Origin of the sequence: Staphylococcus sp. HMSC065D05 (assembly GCF_001813195.1) — a bacterium.
Lineage (GTDB): Bacteria > Bacillota > Bacilli > Staphylococcales > Staphylococcaceae > Staphylococcus > Staphylococcus epidermidis.
Genome location: NZ_KV811773.1, coordinates 13529 through 34286, shown reverse-complemented (window position 1 = coordinate 34286; position 20758 = coordinate 13529). Strand labels below are relative to the sequence as shown.

At 33.2% G+C, this 20758-nt stretch carries 15 protein-coding genes; all 15 read right to left on the bottom strand.

What is annotated here, in order from left to right; translation table 11 throughout:
- Positions 1-139 precede the first annotated feature (139 nt).
- The 15 genes from HMPREF2897_RS10690 to topA all read right to left on the bottom strand — a co-directional run bounded on the left by HMPREF2897_RS10690 (position 140) and on the right by topA (position 20659).
- The gene (locus HMPREF2897_RS10690) at positions 140-4450 is read right to left on the bottom strand and encodes a PolC-type DNA polymerase III (RefSeq protein WP_141751300.1); all 4311 of its coding nucleotides are present in this window, start codon (positions 4448-4450) and stop codon (positions 140-142) included.
- Between the two features lie 249 nt (positions 4451-4699).
- Positions 4700-6403, bottom strand: coding sequence for a proline--tRNA ligase (locus tag HMPREF2897_RS10685; RefSeq protein WP_002446295.1), 1704 nt, complete (start codon positions 6401-6403; stop codon positions 4700-4702).
- An 18-nt stretch (positions 6404-6421) separates the two neighbouring features.
- Entirely contained in the window at positions 6422-7708 is a 1287-nt protein-coding gene (rseP, locus tag HMPREF2897_RS10680) for an RIP metalloprotease RseP (RefSeq protein ID WP_002446294.1), read from the bottom strand.
- A gap of 232 nt (positions 7709-7940) precedes the next feature.
- Complete coding sequence (locus HMPREF2897_RS10675; RefSeq protein ID WP_001829499.1) at positions 7941-8723, bottom strand: phosphatidate cytidylyltransferase; 783 nt, start codon at positions 8721-8723, stop codon at positions 7941-7943.
- 3 nt (positions 8724-8726) lie between these two features.
- Positions 8727-9497 (bottom strand): isoprenyl transferase, encoded by a 771-nt coding sequence (locus tag HMPREF2897_RS10670; protein ID WP_002487391.1) that lies wholly within the window; start codon positions 9495-9497, stop codon positions 8727-8729.
- Positions 9498-9717: 220 nt separating this feature from the next.
- Positions 9718-10272 carry a ribosome recycling factor gene (frr, locus tag HMPREF2897_RS10665; protein ID WP_070593186.1) on the bottom strand — a complete coding sequence of 185 codons (555 nt, stop codon included), beginning with the start codon at positions 10270-10272 and terminating at the stop codon, positions 9718-9720.
- A gap of 16 nt (positions 10273-10288) precedes the next feature.
- Positions 10289-11011 carry a UMP kinase gene (pyrH, locus tag HMPREF2897_RS10660; protein ID WP_002439511.1) on the bottom strand — a complete coding sequence of 241 codons (723 nt, stop codon included), beginning with the start codon at positions 11009-11011 and terminating at the stop codon, positions 10289-10291.
- Positions 11012-11151: 140 nt separating this feature from the next.
- Positions 11152-12030 carry a translation elongation factor Ts gene (tsf, locus tag HMPREF2897_RS10655; RefSeq protein ID WP_070593185.1) on the bottom strand — a complete coding sequence of 293 codons (879 nt, stop codon included), beginning with the start codon at positions 12028-12030 and terminating at the stop codon, positions 11152-11154.
- A gap of 151 nt (positions 12031-12181) precedes the next feature.
- Entirely contained in the window at positions 12182-12970 is a 789-nt protein-coding gene (gene rpsB, locus HMPREF2897_RS10650) for a 30S ribosomal protein S2 (RefSeq protein WP_002457366.1), read from the bottom strand.
- A gap of 357 nt (positions 12971-13327) precedes the next feature.
- The gene (codY, locus tag HMPREF2897_RS10645) at positions 13328-14101 is read right to left on the bottom strand and encodes a GTP-sensing pleiotropic transcriptional regulator CodY (protein WP_002446289.1); all 774 of its coding nucleotides are present in this window, start codon (positions 14099-14101) and stop codon (positions 13328-13330) included.
- A 23-nt stretch (positions 14102-14124) separates the two neighbouring features.
- Positions 14125-15528, bottom strand: coding sequence for an ATP-dependent protease ATPase subunit HslU (gene hslU, locus HMPREF2897_RS10640; protein ID WP_001829474.1), 1404 nt, complete (start codon positions 15526-15528; stop codon positions 14125-14127).
- Between the two features lie 69 nt (positions 15529-15597).
- The gene (gene hslV, locus HMPREF2897_RS10635) at positions 15598-16140 is read right to left on the bottom strand and encodes an ATP-dependent protease subunit HslV (protein WP_002446288.1); all 543 of its coding nucleotides are present in this window, start codon (positions 16138-16140) and stop codon (positions 15598-15600) included.
- Positions 16141-16143: 3 nt separating this feature from the next.
- A complete protein-coding gene (gene xerC / locus HMPREF2897_RS10630) occupies positions 16144-17004 on the bottom strand; it encodes a tyrosine recombinase XerC (protein ID WP_371091753.1) in 861 nt (286 codons plus the stop codon).
- A 253-nt stretch (positions 17005-17257) separates the two neighbouring features.
- Positions 17258-18565 carry an FADH(2)-oxidizing methylenetetrahydrofolate--tRNA-(uracil(54)-C(5))-methyltransferase TrmFO gene (gene trmFO / locus HMPREF2897_RS10625; protein WP_002475252.1) on the bottom strand — a complete coding sequence of 436 codons (1308 nt, stop codon included), beginning with the start codon at positions 18563-18565 and terminating at the stop codon, positions 17258-17260.
- Positions 18566-18589: 24 nt separating this feature from the next.
- Positions 18590-20659, bottom strand: a complete 2070-nt coding sequence (topA, locus tag HMPREF2897_RS10620) for a type I DNA topoisomerase (protein ID WP_002446285.1) — start codon at positions 20657-20659, stop codon at positions 18590-18592.
- Between the last annotated feature and the right edge of the window lie 99 nt (positions 20660-20758).

Genomic DNA, 20758 nt, shown 5'->3' with positions numbered 1-20758 from the left:
ATGCCCACTCTTCTGCCTGAGTTAATCATTTTTTACGCACATTTAGTATATCACAAGTCTAATAAGTAAACAAACTGATATAGGTTTACTAATAAAGATGATTGTACGTATATGATATCAATTTATTAATAAGAAATGCTTACATATCAAATATCGACAATTGTGCCTTGTCAGGTAAATCTGGCAATGAGCCTAATTCGTCTAAATAGTCAATAACCTTTTGAGATAAGCCGGCTTTTTTATTTAAATCTTCTTTTGATAAAAATGGTCCCTCTTCTCTCGCTTCAACAATTCTTTGCGCAACGTTTTCTCCAAGTCCTGGCACTGAAATGAATGGAGGAATCAATGTATCCCCTTCAATAATGAAGTCAAAAGCCTGACTTTTTTCTAAACTAATCGGTTGCAATCGAAAACCTCGATGCGCCATTTCATTCATTATTTCTAATACAGTTAATACATCTTTCTCTTTTTTTCCTAAATCCATATATCGTGAATACATATCTTTAACTGTATTACGAATACTCGTTTTATCTTTAATCATCGTTATAAGATCAAAATCGGAAGCTCTTATAGTAAAATATGCTGCATAATAATATAGTGGATGATGTACTTTAAAGTATGCAATTCTTACAGCCATTAGTACATAAGCTGCAGCATGAGCTTTAGGGAACATATATTTAATTTTACGACAAGAATCTAAATACCAATCTGGTACGTTATTCTCCTTCATCGCTTCAACCATTTCATCTGTTAAACCGCGACCTTTACGTACAAATTCCATCGTTTTAAAAGCCATTGACGGTTCAAGTCCAGCATACATTAGATATACCATGATATCATCACGACAGCCTATCACACTAGATAAATCACATATCCCTTGACGAATTAACTCTTGAGCATTACCTAACCAAACGTCCGTTCCGTGAGATAAACCTGAAATTTGAACTAATTCTGAGAATGTCGTTGGCTTAGTATCTTCAAGCATTTGACGTACAAATCCAGTACCAAATTCTGGCACACCAAATGTACCTGTCTTACATAATATTTCGTCTTCTGTAACACCTAAACTCTCAGGGCCACTAAATATTTGCATTGTTTCTTTATCATCTACTGGTATAGTTTTCGGGTCAATTCCTGATAAGTCTTGTAACATACGAATCATCGTTGGATCATCATGTCCTAATATATCTAATTTTAAGACATTATCGTGTATTGAATGGAAGTCGAAATGGGTTGTCATCCACGCTGCACTTTGGTCGTCTGCTGGAAATTGAATCGGAGTAAAATCATAAATATCCATGTAATCCGGTACAACAATAATTCCCCCAGGATGTTGACCAGTCGTACGTTTAACCCCTGTACAACCTTTAACCAACCGATCAATTTCAGCACCACGTTTGTGAATACCTTGATCATTTAAGTAACCTTTAACGAAACCAAAAGCTGTTTTTTCAGCAACAGTACCTATTGTTCCAGCACGAAATACTTTATCTTCACCAAACAATACTTTTGTGTAATTATGCGCGTTAGGTTGGTATTCACCACTAAAGTTCAAGTCAATATCTGGAACTTTATCTCCTTTAAATCCAAGGAATGTCTCAAAGGGGATATCTTGCCCTTCTTTAATTAATTCATTACCACAAGTGGGACATTTTTTATCTGGTAAATCGAATCCAGATCCAACCGAACCATCATCAAAGAACTCACTTGTCTTACAATGTGAACAAATGTAATGTGGTGGAAGCGGATTAACTTCTGTAATTTCGGTCATTGTTGCTACGAAACTAGAACCTACCGAACCACGCGATCCAACTAAATAACCATCATCTAGCGATTTTTTCACCAAACGTTGAGATATGAGATAAATAACAGAAAAGCCATTACCAATAATACTATCTAATTCTTTTTCAAGGCGGTCTATAACAATTTGTGGTAGATCTTCACCATATAGTTTTTTCGCATTAGAATAACTCAACTCACGAATTTCTTCATTAGCCCCATCCATTCTTGGCGTAAATAGTTTATCTTTTATAGGTATCACTTTTTCAATTTTATTAGCGAGCTCATTTGTATTTGTTACAACGATTTCATATGCTTTTTCTTCACCTAAGAAGTGAAAATCATCTAACATTTCATCAGTGGTTCTAAAGTGAGCTTCTGGTAATGTTGAACGATTTAATGGATTCCCTGGTTGGGATGCAATTAAAATTTTTCTGGCTATAGCATCATGCTCATATAGATAATGTGCGTTACCAGTAGCAATCACTGGGATATTAGCGCTTTTACCAGCCTCTATTAATCGCTTGTAAATTTGTGTTAACGTTTCATTATCTCGTATTAATTCTCTATCCATTAAATCTTGATAAAGTGCCGGCGGTTGAACTTCTATAAAATCATAGAACTTTGCTATTTTTTCTACTTCCGACTGATCCTTCTGCATTACTGCTGTGAATAATTCACCCTCATCACACGCTGTGCCAATTAAGAGCCCTTCTCGATACTCATTTAAAAGAGAACGTGGAATTCTTGGCGTACGGTAATAATACTTAACTAATGAAGCACTGACTATTTTAAATAAATTTTTAAGACCTTCTTGATTTTGAACAATGAGTGTAACGTGGGATGGACGAGCTCTTTTATATGCATCTTCATTAGTTAATTTTTTATTAATTTCTAGATGGTTGTTCACACCTAGTTCTTTCATTTGTTGAACCATTTTTATAAAAATATAAGCTGTTGCTTCTGTATCATAAATCGCTCTATGATGTTGCGTTAATTCGACACCATATTTTTTGGCAAGGAAATTCAAACCATGTTTCCCATATTCGGTATTAATTGTACGTGAAAGCTCAAGTGTATCAATGACACCGTTTGTAGAAGGTCCAAAGCCTAACCTTTCATACCCTGTGTCAATAAATCCCATATCAAATGAAGCATTATGAGCTACAAATATCGCATCTCCAACCCACTCTTTAAATTCAGTTAACACTTCTTCAATTTCAGGAGCATCAGTTAACATATCATCCGTGATATGTGTAAGATTGATAATGGTTTCAGATAATCTTTCGTGTGGATTACTAAAACGTTCAAACTTATCTATAATTTCATCGTTATGCACTTTTACTGCAGCTAATTCAATAATTTTATCATATTGATTAGAAAGACCTGTTGTCTCTACGTCAAACACCACATATGTTGCATCTTTTAAATTACGGTCTGTTGGTTTATAAGCTATAGGAACACCATCGTCTACTAGCATACCTTCCATACCATAAATCATCTTAATACCATGTTTTTCGGCAGCATTGTGTGCATCGGGAAAAGCTTGTACTACGTTGTGATCTGTTACTGCTAAGGCTCGGTGTCCCCATTTAGCAGCTTGTTCAACATATGCACTAATATTAGGAATACCATCCATTTGACTCATAGACGTATGTAAATGAAACTCTACACGCTTATTTTCTGCTTTATCTTGTTTAGGTGTCTTTTTAATTTCTTCAATATCTGACATCATCATGACAAGATCTCTAACAAAAGTATCTTCTTCAATACGACCTTGAGCTCTAACCCATTTACCAACACTAAGTGCCTTAAAGTGCTCCAAGTCATCTTTATTTTTTCTTGTAAACATTTTTAATACAAGTGAATCTGTGTAATCAGTAACTTTAAGCTCAACTATATGACGTCCACTCTTAAGTTCTTTTAGGTTAATATCAAATATAACACCCTCAATAGCTACTTTGAATTCTTCTTCAATAATTGATTCAATTGGTTTTATATTTTCAATCTGAATTGGTTTTCCAATCTGACATTTTTCCACTGTACTTTCATTATTATCTTGTTGTTTCGCTTTTTCTGCTTTCATTTTTTCTAATTTTTCAGTTGCTTCTCTTGCACTTTGTTCATCTTCTTGTTGAATATGTGCTTCTAAAGATGCAAGGTCATCATCGTGATTTGTTGTATCTGTTTCAAAAACGACTTTATCAATTTCAAAGCCACACTGTCTAAATGCTTTAATCAAACTACCATTACATGCCTTATCAAAATGATTTCTCTCAATGTCATTTGAAACTAAGACTTTTAAAACATTTCCACTCATAATGAGTTTTTTTTGTTTCAATTGACCTTTCACTTTTGGCGACAATCGTGTTTGATCAATACAATGTCCGAAATATTTTAAAGCAAACTCATCTTGATTGTTGGTATCTTTAATTGAAAAATCAATTGCTACTGTAGCTATTTCTTTAAATTCTTCTTCAATTGCATGTGTAAAAAGAAGATAATCTTCATGAGATAAAAAATGTGGGAGTGATATTTGGAAAGTCCATGTTCTGTTTTTATTTGAAACATCTATACGCGTGAGTTCACCTTGTTCAAGAATATCTTGTTCTAGTTGATTTGATATTTTTATTTGATCGGCAAGCACTTTAAACTTTTCTCGATTTGTCATTGCCAAAATAATAACCACCTTAATTAATACTAAATTTAAAACTATTAAACATCATTGGATATATTACAACTGTTCATATAGTTACTTAATAAATTCGTTTCATATTATACTACTGATTGGACGTATTTTCATGAAAAACAAATAGTAAATAATACAATAAAGAAGAGCAGGTTAGATTTAAGATTATGTTTCATCATCTTTCCTGCTCTTTATTAATATCAATTTAACTATCAACAATTATATTACAACTTACTTAATATTCTTAAATAAATCTTGTAAGTAAGTCTCTAATTCATCAATTTGCACTTCTTCGCTTAAACCGTTAAAGCGTTGTTTTACCTCAACAATACCTTCTTCAGCTCTTTTACCAACAACAACTCGTACCGGTAACCCTATTAGGTCTGAATCATTAAATTTAACACCAGCACGTTCTTTTCGGTCATCATATAAAATATCGTATGAATCCATTAATTTTTGATAAAGTTGATCACCTAAAGTACGTTGATCTTCCTTTTTAGGATTGATAGTGATTAGATGGATATCGAAAGGCGTTACTGATTTTGGCCAAATAATCCCATTCTCGTCATTGTTTTGTTCAACAATTGCACTTAATGTTCTTGATACTCCAATACCATAACATCCCATAATGAGTGGTTGTGCTTTTCCCTGATTATCTAGAAAAGTTGCATTCATTGATTCAGAATATTTTGTTCCTAATTTGAAAACTTGTCCTACTTCAATGCCTTCAGCAAATTGTGCTACTCCCGAGCCATCACTTAACATCTCACCTTGTGTAATGAATCTAAAGTCACCGTATTCTGTTACGTCAAAGTCTCTACCAATATTGACATTTATATAGTGATAATGATCTTCATTAGCTCCTACAACAAAGTTATTTAAATCTTGTAAGTAATTATCGGCATAAATTTTAATATCTTTTTCAAAAATAGGACCAATAGACCCCGGATTGGCATCCACAAGATTAACAATTTCATCCTGTGTAGCCATTTCAACATGTTCCGTGCCGAAATATGCTTTTAATTTCACTTCATTTAATTCATGATGTCCACGAACTAGTAACATAATAAATTCGCCATCTATTTTAAAAATCATCGTTTTTACAATTTCATCTAATGGTCTCTCTAAATAGTCTGCAACTTCTTGAGCTGTTTTAACATTTGGCGTCTCAACTTTAGTCAATTCTGCAAGTTCAGAATGTTTATGAGAAGGATGATAAACAACTTCGGCCTTTTCAATATTAGCTGCGTAGTCACTCTCATTACTATAAACTATTGTATCTTCCCCAATTTCACTCAATGCCATAAACTCGTGTGTATGACTTCCCCCTATTGCACCTGAATCTGCCACAACCGGTCTTGCATTGATGCCTACACGTTTGAATATGCGACTATATGCTTGATACATATCTTGATAAGTTGCATCTAATGAAGCTTCATCTGAATGGAAAGAATATGCATCTTTCATAAGAAATTCGCGTCCTCTTAATAATCCAAAGCGTGGCCTTTTCTCATCTCTATATTTGGATTGAATTTGAAATAAAGTAAGGGGTAACTGTTTATATGATTTTAATTCATCTCTTACTAAAGAAGTGACTACTTCCTCATGAGTAGGTCCTAATGCAAATTCACGTCCGTTTCTGTCTTTTAAACGCATTAGTTCTGGACCATATGCACTCCAACGACCTGATTCTTCCCATAATTCTGCTTGTTGTAAAGCTGGCATAAGAATTTCTACAGCATCTATACTTTCCATTTCTTCACGTATGATTTTAGATATATTATTTAGGACACGTGTAGCTAGTGGTAAGTAACTATATATACCACTTGTACTCTGTTTAATTAACCCTGCTTTTAATAATAAACGATGGCTTAATGCTTCCGCCTCTGCAGGGACTTCTCTCATCGTTGGTATAAATACTTTAGATTGTTTCATTCTCTTTTTCCTCCCTATTTATAAGAAATACCGTTGTATATCATTCCAAGTGACTAAAATCATAATAATAACCACAAAAAGTGCGCCTACAGCAATAATTCCTGTTTCCGCTTTTTTATTCACTGGTTTTCTAAAAATAGCCTCATATAGTACAAATAATATGCGACCACCATCAAGCGCTGGAATAGGTAACAAATTCATTATTCCTAAGTTAACACTTAATAAAGCGGTGTATCCTACTAAATTAATAATTCCAGATTTAACAACAGAATCAACACTGTGATAAATACCAACAGGGCCATTTAACATATCAAATGAAAATTCTCCTGTAAATATACTGGCTAACATACCAACAACAGCTGTAAAAATAAGCTTACCTTTGTCGAAAAAGTTATAAATACCGTAGCTTATTGGTTTAAAAACGCTGTGTTCTGTAGTAGGAGCAAAACCAATTTGATAAGTTGTTTGAGTTTTAGTTTTAGTTATCTTTCTTTCTACTTTTTTAGGTTGGAGATCTACAGACTTGGTTTGGCCATCCCTTTTAATTTTTACAGTTGTTTTAGCCGTTCTATTTTGGTCAAGAACATGTTTGATATCATCAAAATTTTTAATTTTATGATTACCTACCTGAACTATTTTATCACCTTTGTGCAATCCAGCTTCATCAGCCGGAGACTTCTTCACAACTTCTCCTATGACATTGGTTGGCGTACCTTGGTAGTATGCTAATCCAATAAATAGTACTAAAGCTAAAATAAAATTAAATAATGGACCTGCAAACAATGTTAAAAACTTAGGCAATGGTTTCTTATGTGCAAACTGTCTATCTCTTGGAGCAATTTGTACAAGGCTTCCATTTTCGACAAAAAATGCCTTTTTCGCTATAGTGAAGTGATGCCTTTCGTCATCATAAGAAGTAATACCTTCAATATATAGGTCATCTTTAAAATCACATTTCTTAACTTCTATAGCTTCAATTTGTTGAAATTTATGTTGATCATCTAGAATTATATGTGTGATTTCATCTTGGTTATTTAACTTTATTTTTACGTTCATACCTGGTTGAACTGGGGGTTCTTCAAGACCATCACCAGCCATTCTTACATAACCACCCACCGGTAATAGACGAATTGTATATAATGTTTCATCTTTACGAAAACTAAAAATTTTAGGGCCCATACCAATCGCAAATTCAGGACACATAATTCCTGCTCGCTTAGCAAAAAACATGTGTCCATATTCGTGAACAGTTACGAGGACACCAAATACGATGATAAATGAAATAATCGTAATTAAAATGCTCATGTTCTACACCTCTAATGAATTTATGTTTAATTAAAAAATCATCTAAGTAATTAAATCGAAGATAATATTAAATATTATAATATGTTAATACTTAATATCATATTATTTTGTGTTATTGTATCTTAACAATTTATCAATAAGTGCTGAAAAGGAGTTAAGAGATATTCATCACTCATCAACATCTCAATAACTCCTTCATTATAACATCTATTCCATTTTACAATTCATAAATTTAAGTTTGTATCAGTAAAATATTTAATAGCGGTAATACAAACATGAAGCTATCAAATCTATCTAATATACCGCCATGCCCTGGTAGTATACGTCCCGAATCTTTAACACCAAAATGACGTTTAAACCCAGATTCTACTAAATCACCTAATTGACCAAACATACTTAACACAATTGTGACTAATAATAAAAGCCAAATATTCATATGTAAATCTACAAACATTTGCATCACTAATGGTACTAAAATGCTACATAAAATACCACCAAAGAAACCTTCAATTGTTTTATTAGGGCTAATAACTGGCCATAACTTATGTTTACCCATAAGGCGACCAAAAATATAAGCACCCGTATCTGTTAGCCAAACGATTAAAAATGCAAATAAAATATATCTCAAGCCCTCAGAACGTGTCTCATAAAAATACATGAAACCAATTCCTACATAAGCTACAGACATCAAACAAAATGCAGCATCCATAAAACTAAATCTGTTTTTAGATAGCACTGTATAACTTAAAACTATGAAACTCATAGCAATTAAACCTTTAAGTTGGATAACTTGAACCCATTCACCTGCATCTTGAGGTAACATGATAATAATTAGGGCTAAAGCACTAATCAGACCAGGTATAGATAAAAATTTAATCATATTCATATTAAGTAATTCTTTTAAGGCTATCAAAGCTAGTAAAAATGCGAAAAGCATTAATATTAAGCCACCCTTGAGCAAGATAGGCAAGAATATTAATAAAGCTATAATCGCGGTTAATGTTCTTACTTTCATTTTTTACTCCTCACTTAATCCTCCAAAACGTCTTTGGCGTGATTGATATATTTTCAAACACTCTCTTAACTCTTTTTCATCAAAATCTGGCCATAGCTTTTCATTAAAAATAAATTCACTATATGAAGCTTGCCATATTAAGAAATTGCTTATCCTTTGTTCTCCTGAAGTGCGTATTAATAAGTCTGGATCTGGATAACTATGCGTCATTAAATGACGTTTTATTAACGCCTCATCAATCACATCAGATCCTTGTCCGTTTAATTGTAATTCGTTATATATTGTTTTCATACTCTGAATAATCTCAGCTCGTCCACCATAATTTATAGCAAACACAAGAGTTAACCCAGTATTGTTCTGAGTTTTAGCTTTAGCAAAATCAATAGCATTAATTGTCGATTGTGGTAAACCTTCATAAAACCCTATTGTTTCAATTTTAACATTCTTTTCAATTAATTCTGGTAGAAATGTTTTAAGGAAATTCACAGGAAGATTCATAATATAATTAACTTCACTTTCAGGTCTAGACCAATTCTCTGTTGAAAATGCGTATAGTGTTAAGTACTTAATACCTAAATCACTCGCTTCGCGAGTAATTTTTTTGATTGTTTGCATACCTTCATAATGTCCTTTAATTCTAGGCATTTTACGTTTTTTTGCCCAACGTCCATTTCCATCCATGATAATAGCCACATGTTCAGGTATATTATGTATGTCTAAATCATTATTATGGTTTGTCTCAGTTTTGTTTTTATTTTTCAGCTTTTTAAACATGGTCTTTCCTCCGAGCCTGATCGTCTCTGTTTATAATATTAGTTAATTAAACAATCATCTATCATTTTATCATACTCATTTATTCCATTGAATAAGCAAATAAAAAAACTGTACCAAAGTCTTAGTTGGTACAGTTTAGACTATGAAGATATTCAATGTCTGACAGATGTTTCATTTTAGATAATATACTAATATGAATGTGTTTGCGATAATAAAATACCTATACTGACATAATATCTTTTTCTTTGTCGGCAACCAATTGATCTATATCTTTAATCGAATTATCTGTAGCTTTTTGTACATCATCAGTTTGACTTCTTAAGTCGTCTTCGGTAATGTCACCATTTTTTTCGTCTTTTTTAAGCTGATCATTAATATCACGACGAATATTTCTAATTGAGACTTTAGCATCTTCACCAATTTTTTTAACTTCTTTAACTAATTCTTTTCGTCTTTCTTCAGTTAAAGCTGGTACAGAGATACGAATAACCTCACCATCACTCGTTGGATTAACCCCAAGATTAGCCGCGATAATTGCTTTTTCAATATCAGCAACTGATGTCTTATCATATGGTGAAATAACTAATAGACGTGCTTCAGGCACATTGACACTTGCTAATTGTTGCACTGGTGTAGGTGCACCATAGTAGTCAACTGTAACACCATTAAGTAAATTGGAGTTTGCTCTACCAGCACTAATGTTAGCAAGTTCACGAGATAAGTTATCAATTGATTTTTGCATTCTAGACTTTGTATCTTTGATTATGTCACTCATTTTTTACACCTCAAAATTATTTTGTAATTAATGTTCCGATTTTTTCACCCATTACAGCACGCTTAATATTACCTTCTTCCATAATAGAGAAAACATTTAATGGAATGTTATTATCCATGCAGAACGATGAAGCTGTTGAATCCATCACTTGTAAACCTTCTTGAAGCATTTGAATATGTGTCAAATGTTCATATTTAATTGCATTTGCATCAACTTTTGGATCAGCTGAATAAACACCATCTACATTATTTTTACCCATTAAAATTACATCTGCTTCTACTTCAGCCGCACGTAAAGCAGCAGTTGTGTCAGTTGAGAAGTAAGGATTACCAATTCCAGCGGCAAATATAACAACACGTTTTTTCTCCAAATGTCTAATTGCACGTCGACGAATATATGGTTCAGCAACTTGTTTCATTTCAATAGAAGTTAAAACACGTGTATCACAATCTAATTGTTCTAAACTGTCTTGTAATGCTAAAGCATTCATTACAGTAGCAAGCATCCCCATGTAATCAGCCGTACCACGATCCATGCCTAGGTCGCTACCAGTTTTGCCTCTCCAAATATTTCCACCGCCGACAATGACAGCAATTTCACAATCCATTTTGGCAACTTCAGCAACTTGCTGTGCAACGCTTTTGATAATGATAGGATTTATGCCGAATCCTTTATCACCTGCTAAAGCTTCACCACTCAATTTTAATACTACACGTTTATATTTAGAAGTTTGTGCCATTTTCTTATCCTCTCTATCGTAAAAATATGTAAATATATAAGTAAAGAAGACACGAATGTCTCCTTTTAGCTATCTTAACAATAGGCTTATAAAAAGGAAACGTGTGAGGTGTCTTCTTCCTTGTTAAACTTTATGACAGATTATTTCATTTGTCCTTTAACTTCTTCAGCAAAGTTTTCTTCACGTTTTTCCATACCTTCTCCAACTTCATAACGAACGAAATCAGTAAGTTTACCACCTTTAGCTTTTAAGAAAGCTTCAACAGTTTCGTCTGGATTTTTAACGAAGTTTTGATCTACAGCACAAATTTCTTGTAAATATTTACGTAAACGACCTTCAACCATTTTTTCAACGATTTTTTCTGGTTTACCTTCGTTTAATGCTTGTTGTTTTAATACTTCTCTTTCATGATTGATTTCTTCTTCGCTTACTTGTTCAGAAGAAACATATTTAGGGTTGATTGCCGCAATGTGCATTGCTACGTCTTTAGCAGCTTCTTCATCAGTAGTACCTTCAACTACAGTTAACACACCAATACGTCCACCCATGTGTAAATATGCACCAAATGCATCATTATCAGTTTTTGTTCTGATAGAGAAACGACGGATGCTTAATTTTTCACCAATTGTTGAGATAGCTTCTTTCATTCTTTCATCAACAGTTTTACCGCTAGATAATTTAGATTCCATCAAAGCGTCTACTGTTTCTACCTTGCTATCTAAAATATGGTTAGCAATTTCTTTAACTAATTCTTGGAAACCTTCGTTACGTGCTACGAAGTCTGTTTCTGAATTAATTTCAACGATTGCAGCTTCATTACCTTTTAATTCAACGTGTACAAGACCTTCTGCTGCGATACGGTCAGCTTTTTTAGCTGCTTTTGCAATACCTTTTTCACGTAAGTAGTCAATCGCTTTATCGATGTCACCATCAGTTTCAGTTAGCGCTTTTTTACAATCCATCATTCCTGCGCCAGTTTTTTCACGTAATTCTTTAACAAGTTTTGCTGAAATTGCCATTCATTATTCCTCCAATATAAATAGTAATTATTGATATACCTAAATTTTAGCATTATTTTAGGTTATATTTCCATTACAGTATTATGATTTAATTTTATTTTTAAAAAAAGGTGATAAGCATTAGTATCTTATCACCCATTTAAACTATCTCTTAGTTTGATTCAACAGAAGTGTTTTCTTCAGTTGTTTCTGCTTGTTCAGATTCTTCTTTTTCATCTAAATTGATGTTTTGTTCTGCAGCTACTTCTTCATTAGATACACCTTGTTGACCTTCTAAGATAGCGTCTGCCATTTTACCAGTTAATAATTTAACGGCACGAATAGCATCATCGTTTGCTGGGATAACGTAATCAATTTCATCAGGATCACAGTTAGTGTCAACAATACCTACGATAGGAATATTTAGTTTGCGAGCTTCAGCAATAGCGTTGCGCTCTTTACGAGGATCAACAACGAATAATGCTTGAGGCATTGATTTCATATCGCGAATACCGCCTAAGAACTTAATTAAACGGTCGTATTCTTTTTTAAGTTCAACAACTTCTTTTTTAGGTAATACTTCAAATAATCCGTCTTCTTCCATTTTTTCAATTTCAGAAATACGTTTAATTCGTTTTGAGATTGTTTTGTAGTTAGTTAAAATCCCACCTAACCATCTTTGGTTAACGTAGAATTGACCAGCACGCTCTGCCTCAGCTTTAACTGATTCTTGCGCTTGTTTTTTTGTACCTACGAATAAGACTTTTCCGCCTTCTTCAGAGATTTGTTTAACAAAGTTGTATGCTTCTTCAACTTTTTTCACTGTTTTTTGTAAATCAATGATATAAATACCATTTCTTTCAGTGAAGATATATTTTTTCATTTTTGGGTTCCAACGGCGTGTTTGGTGACCGAAGTGAACACCGGCTTCAAGTAATTGTTTCATAGAAATTACTGCCATTTTAAATTCCTCCTAGTGGTTATTTACCTCCATAATCAACTGATATAAAGACAAATATTTAATTTGCACCCTTTATATTTAAATTGATTATGTGCGTATTGGCTTTATAGCCGTCAATTAATATATCATATTTAATACATAAAAGCAATAACATGATTTGTATTATTGAATTTCTGTTTTAATAACAATAAAGATGGAGATTATTTAATAACATTCTTAATTTCTCTAAACATTTTATAGTCGATAATTAACATATAAAATAATAGGTTTCTGAAAAAGTAAAAATCAGTCCATTCATTATTCACAGATTAATCTTAATTTACTAATATTTCAAAAAAAACATTTCATATTCAACTTTTACTTATTTTTTTCAAGCTCATCAAGGAATTTATCTTTTTTCACTTTAATAAATGTCCCTTTCATTCCAAGAGAACGTGATTCTATGACACCAGCACTTTCAAGTTTGCGTAAAGCATTCACTATGACTGATCGTGTAATGCCCACTCTGTCAGCTACTTTTGAAGCTATAAGTAAACCTTCTGTACCACCAAGTTCTTCAAATATATGTTCGATTGCTTCTTTTTCTGAGTATGAAAGTGAGTTGATTGCCATTGTTATAGCAGCTTTATCTCTAGCTTCTTTTTCGACTTCATTATGTTTTTCTCGTAATATTTCCATTCCTATTACAGTGGCTGCATATTCTCCTAATACTAAGTCATTTTCATTGAAGTCGTCTTGAACTCGACCTAAGACTAGCGTACCAAGTCTTTCGCCACCACCTAAAATTGGAAAAATAGTTGTTCTACTATTTAAAAATACCTCTCTATTCTCTGGTGGAAATACAGTTAATTCATTATCAATATCGATATTTGATTCTGTTTGTTTAACATTCATCAACTCTTCAGTATATTCGCGCGGTATATGTCGATCTTCTAACATATCTTTAATACGTTCACTTTTTAATAATTCATTCAAACAAGATCCTAAGATTTTACCTCTTCTCGACACAATAAATACATTAGTAACTGTAACATTACTAATTGTTTGAGCAACATCTTTAAAATCTACTGCAATGCCTTTATGTTTTTGTAATAAAGTGTTTAATTCTCTTGTTTTAGATAATAAGCTCATATTTTTTCTCCTTCTATATATATTTATAAAATAAATGCACTTAAATCTTTATTTGTTGAGATTGATTTTAATTTGTCATCTACATATTGTGGGGTAATATCCACAACAGCATTCGGCATGCTTGGTGCTTCAAATGATAAATCTTCAAGCATTTTTTCTAGAATAGTGTGTAATCTACGAGCACCAATATTATCAGTATCTTGATTAACTTGATATGCAATTTCAGCTAATCTTTGAATGGCATCTTCTGAGAAGTTAACTGTAACTTCTTCAGTTTGAAGCAATGCTTCATATTGTTTGACAAGCGATAATTTTGGTTCTGTCAGAATTCTCACGAAATCTTCTACTGAAAGGCTTTCTAATTCCACTCTAATTGGAAATCGACCTTGTAATTCAGGAATTAAATCACTAGGTTTTGATACGTGGAATGCACCAGCACCTATAAATAGCATATGTTCAGTATTTACAGTACCATATTTTGTCTGAATCATGCTACCTTCAAGTATAGGAAGAATATCTCGTTGTACGCCTTGTCTTGACACATCTTGACCGCTATTTTGATTGTTAGTAGCAACCTTGTCTATTTCATCAATAAATATGATACCCATTTGTTCTGCAAGCTCTAAGGCTTGTTGATTCGCAGTTTCTTGGTCGATTAATTCGTCAGCAAAATCATCAGCTAAGATTTTTCTAGCTGTCTCAACCGAAACTTCTCTTTCGACTTTTTTCTTGGGCATCAATTGATTCATCATATCTTGAATCTGTTGATTTTGATTAGTCCCTAACATTCCCATTGATGCAGGATCTTGTTCTACTTTTATTCTTACTTTTTCATTTTCAAGTTTGCCCTGTTCAAGTTGTTTTTTTATTTCAGAACGTTTCGTTTTAATTTCCTCAGTTGGCGGTTCTTCCTCTTCATCTTGATTTTGACCGAAGTTTGGAATTGCTCCACCGAATAAATTTTCCAAAGGATTGTTACCTTGTGCTGCCTTCTTTTTTAAACTCGGAACAAGTAATTTAACTAATTTGTCGTTTGCTTTCTTAGTTGCCTCATCTTTAACTAATGACTTTTTCTCGTCTTTTACTAAACGTACAGCAACATCAACTAAATCTCTAACCATGCTTTCAACATCTCTACCAACGTAACCGACTTCTGTAAATTTAGTTGCCTCGACTTTAATAAACGGTGCTCCAACAATTTTTGCCATGCGTCGAGCTATTTCAGTTTTACCAACTCCCGTTGGACCAATCATTAAAATATTTTTAGGCGCAATCTCTTGTTTCTCTTCTTCTTTTAAAAGACTTCTACGATAACGATTTCTTAATGCAATAGCCACCTTACGTTTTGCATCATTTTGTCCTACAATATACTCATTCAATTTAGATACGATGTCTTTTGGGGTTAATTTAATTCCATTTGTATCCATATTTAACATTCCTCCATATTGCTACTTTGTTTTATGAGATTCATTTCCTTAATTTGAGCAATGCTGTTTTTAAAGCGTTTCTACAATTATATTGTCATTTGTAAACACACAAATATCAGCTGCAACTTTTAAACTTTCGTATGCCATTTCACTAGCAGAAAGTTGTGTTGCATGTCTTTTTAAAGCTCGACCTGCGCTAAGTGCGTAGTTACCACCTGACCCAATGGCAATTAAATCATCATCAGGTGCAATAACTTCACCTGTACCACTAACAATAAGTATGGCATCTTTATCCATTACGATAAGCATCGCCTCTAGTTGTCGTAATTGTTTATCTCCACGCCATTCTTGTGCTAGTTCAACAGCTGCGCGCTCTAAATTACCACTAAATTGCTGAAGTTTTGTTTCAAATTTTTCGAAAAGTGTGAAGGCATCAGCAACACTACCAGCAAAACCAGCCAATACTTTTCCTTCGTATAAACGTCTCACTTTTCTCGCAGTTTGTTTCATAATAACTTGTTGGCCTAATGTGACTTGACCATCACCAGCCATAGCTGCTTCACCATTATGGCGTACAGCGTAAATTGTTGTAGCGTGTAAAGAATTATCCATAAATTACTCTCCTTTTTTTGCTCGAGGATGTGCGTTTAAATACACCTTTCTCAATTGTTGATTCGAAACATGTGTATAACGTCCAGTGGTCGATAAATTGACGTGACCAAGTAAAGACTGTACAGTCCTTAAATCAGCACCTTGATTTAATAAATGTGTAGCAAAAGTATGTCTTAATTTATGAGGATGTATGTCATTGACCCCAGCGGTTCTTTTAACGACATCATTAAGTACATACCTTACTCCTCTTTCGGTGATAGGATCACCTTTCATATTTACAATTAAATAATCATGATTAGCTAATTGTTTAGGTTGAAATTCTTCTAAGTATCTTTCTATACTCTGTCTACAGAACTCTCCAAAAGGTATAAACCTTTCCTTATTTCCTTTACCTAAGACTTTTACACCAGGTAAGTTCATATCTATATCTTTTAATTTAATATTTATTAATTCAGACACACGTATTCCTGTTGCATATAACAATTCAATAATAACTTTGTCCCGTATGCCCTTTTTATTATCATGCTCTACAGTTTGAAAAAGTGCTTCCATTTCTTCTTCATAAAAGAATTGAGGTAAATACTTCTCTTTTTTAGGATGCACTAGTTGAACAAAGGGATTAATAATTGAATTATTTTGAGTCATCCAAAATTCATAGAAGGTACGTAACGTTGATATCTTTCTTGATACCGTAGTTCTTTTTAGTTGATTAGAATATAAAAAAGCCAAATAGTTTCTAGCATCTTTATATTCAAAAGTCTCAAGTTGTAAATGTTCTCTTTCTAAAAAGTTGTTAAATTGAACTAAGTCATCATGATAAGATTTTAACGTATACGCTGAAAAGTTTCTTTCAACCTTTAACATGTATAAAAATGTTTCTTGGATTTTATCCAAAATCAATCCCCTCCATCATATTGCATTGTAGCATATGTGTAAAAACGCATACAGTAATTTGATAATCAATTCAAAATCTTTAGAGAATTAATTCCATACTTTATATAAATTAGTCATAATTTTCTCTAACTCACTTGTTTTACTTAATTTACGTTAGTTTTAAACAATATTCATCACAAAAAAACCAGGTAGTTATCAACTACCTAGTTAACCTATTTGTAAATTACAGCGTTTGTTTGTAATTATCTAAATACTCTAACGCTCTTTTGGCTTGTGTTTCATATCTTTCTTTTTTATCTTTAATACGTTTTTCAAGAGATGGTAAAAGACCAAAATTGGCATTCATAGGTTGAAAGTTCTTCTCATTTTTTGCATGCGATATGTAGTAAGCCATACTACCTATCATTGTCTCCCTAGGGAAAATAACTTCCCCTTTACCTAAAATTTTATGCGCAAGATTAATACCTGCAACTAATCCACTAGCAGCACTTTCAACATAACCTTCAACGCCAGTCATTTGTCCAGCAAAATATAAATTATCATGTCCTTTTAATTCATATTTTTCGTTTAAAACATCAGGTGAATTAATAAAGGTATTTCGGTGCATCACACCATATCTTACAATATCAACATTTTCTAATCCTGGTATTAAACGAATGACTTCTTTTTGCGCACCCCATTTTAAATGTGTTTGAAAGCCAACAATATTATATAATGTTCCAGCTGCATCATCTTGTCTTAATTGAACAACTGCATAAGGGTGTTTCCCAGTCTTAGGATCTTCAAGTCCAACAGGTTTCATCGGACCAAATAACAAAGTTTTTCGTCCTCTTTCAGCCATGACTTCAAAAGGCATACAACCTTCAAAATATTTTTCTTTTTCAAATTCATTGACTGGTGCAACTTCAGCTTCTAATACTGCATCATAAAAACGATTAAATTCTTCTTCAGTCATAGGGCAATTAAGATACGCTGCTTCACCTTTGTCATAACGTGATTTTAAATATACTTTATCCATATTAATTGAATCTTTTTCTATTATTGGTGCGGCAGCATCGTAAAAATACAATTGATCTTTACCAGTAATATCAACAATTTCTTGAGCTAAATGCTCAGTAGTTAGAGGACCAGTTGCAATAATCGTATAACCTTCTGGTATATGATTAACTTCTTCATTTAACACAGTGATGTTTGGGTGGTTTCTTAAGGTATCTGTAATATAGCCAGCAAAATCATGTCTGTCCACTGCTAAAGCACCACCAGCTGGCACACGTGCTTTATCTGCTGATGTGATAATTAACGAGTCTAAATGTCTCATTTCCTCTTTAAGTACACCGACAGCATTTGTAAGTGCATTACCTCTCAATGAATTTGAACAAACCAATTCAGCAAATTTATCTGTATGGTGCGCTGGAGTCTGTTTAACTGGACGCATCTCAATTAAATTCACTTTAATTCCACGTTGAGCTAATTGATATGCAGCTTCAGAGCCAGCTAAACCAGCTCCTACAACATTTACTTTTTGAGTCATTTTGCCCCTCCTAAAATTACTCATCTATTTTTGAACTTCTTCTTCATAATCACAGTTGGAGCACACAACTTGACTACTTTTACCTTTTTTCTTATTCACAAGGTAATGATGACACTTAGGACAATCTCTTCCAACAGGCTTATCCCAAGAAATAAAATCACATTCCGGATATCTAGAACAACCATAGAAAATTCTATTTTTCTTTGATTTACGTTCTACGACATCTCCTTCATTACATTTTGGACACGTGACACCAATCGTTTTGACAATTGCTTTTGTGTTACGACAGTCTGGAAAGTTTGAACATGCCATAAACTTACCATATCTTCCCATTTTAATTACCATTGGAGAACCACAGACTTCACAATCTTCACCTGCTGGCTCGTCTTTAATCTCAATCTTTTCCATTTCAGATTCGGCGCGCTCAACATCTTGTTTAAAACTGTTGTAGAAATCTCCTATTACTTTACGCCAATTCATGTCACCTTCAGCAATTTTATCAAGTAATGTTTCCATGTTTACAGTGAATTCTACATCAATAATTTCTGGGAAGTATTCTTTAACTTGCTCATAAACAATTTCTCCTAATTCAGTTGGAATGAAGCGTTTACTTTCTAACTTGACGTAGTTCCGCTTTTGAATCGTATCAATAGTAGGAGCATATGTTGAAGGTCTTCCAATTTTAAGTTCCTCGAGTGTTTTAACTAAACGTGCCTCGGTATAACGAGGAGGAGGTTGTGTAAAGTGTTGTGCCGGTTCAATCTTTGTCGCAGTCACCTTATCTCCTTTATCAAGTTGAGGAAGCTTATTTTCTTTATCATTCTCTTTATCATCTTTTGCCTCTACATATAGTGTCATAAAACCTTTAAATTTAATAGTTTGACCATTAGCTCTAAATTTAATGTCGTTTTGAGTTACATCTAAAGCTACCGTATCCAAAATAGCTGGAGCCATCTGACTTGCTACAAATCTCTCCCAAATTAATTTGTATAGACGGTGTTGATCTCTAGTAAGAAAAGCTTTCATATCATCAGGCGTTCGCATTGTACTAGTAGGTCTAATAGCTTCGTGAGCATCTTGATCACCTTGTTTACCCGATGATTTACGCTGAGACACGTACTGTTCACCATATTTATCAGTAATATATTGCTGCGCTTCTGATTTTGCAGAAGTTGAGATACGAGTAGAATCAGTACGCATATACGTGATTAAACCTACTGTACCTTGACGCTTTAAGTCAATACCTTCATATAATTGTTGCGCTAGCATCATTGTCTTACGTGCTTTAAAATTTAATTTACGTGCAGCTTCTTGTTGTAAGGTTGATGTAGTAAATGGATGAGCAGGATAACGCGTTTTTTCTTTACGATTCACATTGGTGATTTCAAATTGATCACCATTTAATGCTTCAGTAATCTTTTGAACATCGTCTTTGTTATTTAGCTTATAAGGTTTATTTTTATAGTGTAGAAATTTAGCTGTAAACTTAGATTTCTTGTATCTAAATTCACCTTCAATAGACCAATACTCTTCAGGTTTAAAATTACGAATTTCATTTTCACGGTCAATGACTAAACGTAAAGCAACTGACTGAACTCTCCCAGCAGACAGCCCTTTTTTAACTTTCTTCCATAATACTGGAGAAATATTATAACCAACGAGTCTATCTAAAATACGACGTGCTTGTTGCGCGTCAACTAAATCCATTTCAATACCACGAGGATGCTTAAAACTATCTTTAACAGCATCTTTTGTAATTTCATTAAATACTACTCTATTTTCTTTGCTATCTTCTAATTCTAAAATTTTTGATAAATGCCAAGCAATCGCTTCACCTTCACGGTCAGGGTCACTAGCTAAAAATATCTTTTTGGCTTTTTTCGCATGTTTTTTTAAATCTTTAACTACAGGACCTTTGCCACGAATTGTAATATATTTTGGTTCATAGTTATCTTCAGTGTCGACACCCATTTGACTTCTTGGTAAGTCACGAACATGTCCCATTGAAGCAATAACTTTATATCTTTTGCCTAAATATTTTTCAATGGTTTTAGCTTTTGCAGGCGATTCAACAATGACTAAATTATCTGCCAAAGTTTATTCCCCCTTGCAAATTGAATTACTAAAGATAAATGATAAACGGTTATTTTTGTATTTGTCAACGTTTTAATTTTTAATTTCCAATTTTGTAAG

Excerpts from the sequence above, each read along its gene's own strand:
- rpsB (WP_002457366.1), bottom strand. The coding sequence starts at position 12,970 with ATGGCAGTAATTTCTATGAAACAATTACTTGAAGCCGGTGTTCACTTC.
- HMPREF2897_RS10675 (WP_001829499.1), bottom strand. The coding sequence starts at position 8,723 with ATGAAAGTAAGAACATTAACCGCGATTATAGCTTTATTAATATTCTTG.
- tsf (WP_070593185.1), bottom strand. The coding sequence starts at position 12,030 with ATGGCAATTTCAGCAAAACTTGTTAAAGAATTACGTGAAAAAACTGGC.
- HMPREF2897_RS10685 (WP_002446295.1), bottom strand. The coding sequence starts at position 6,403 with ATGAAACAATCTAAAGTATTTATACCAACGATGAGAGAAGTCCCTGCA.
- hslU (WP_001829474.1), bottom strand. The coding sequence starts at position 15,528 with ATGGATACAAATGGAATTAAATTAACCCCAAAAGACATCGTATCTAAA.
- codY (WP_002446289.1), bottom strand. The coding sequence starts at position 14,101 with ATGAGCTTATTATCTAAAACAAGAGAATTAAACACTTTATTACAAAAA.
- trmFO (WP_002475252.1), bottom strand. The coding sequence starts at position 18,565 with ATGACTCAAAAAGTAAATGTTGTAGGAGCTGGTTTAGCTGGCTCTGAA.
- HMPREF2897_RS10690 (WP_141751300.1), bottom strand. The coding sequence starts at position 4,450 with ATGACAAATCGAGAAAAGTTTAAAGTGCTTGCCGATCAAATAAAAATA.
- frr (WP_070593186.1), bottom strand. The coding sequence starts at position 10,272 with ATGAGTGACATAATCAAAGATACAAAGTCTAGAATGCAAAAATCAATT.
- pyrH (WP_002439511.1), bottom strand. The coding sequence starts at position 11,011 with ATGGCACAAACTTCTAAATATAAACGTGTAGTATTAAAATTGAGTGGT.
- HMPREF2897_RS10670 (WP_002487391.1), bottom strand. The coding sequence starts at position 9,497 with ATGTTTAAAAAGCTGAAAAATAAAAACAAAACTGAGACAAACCATAAT.
- hslV (WP_002446288.1), bottom strand. The coding sequence starts at position 16,140 with ATGGATAATTCTTTACACGCTACAACAATTTACGCTGTACGCCATAAT.
- xerC (WP_371091753.1), bottom strand. The coding sequence starts at position 17,004 with ATGTTAAAGGTTGAAAGAAACTTTTCAGCGTATACGTTAAAATCTTAT.
- rseP (WP_002446294.1), bottom strand. The coding sequence starts at position 7,708 with ATGAGCATTTTAATTACGATTATTTCATTTATCATCGTATTTGGTGTC.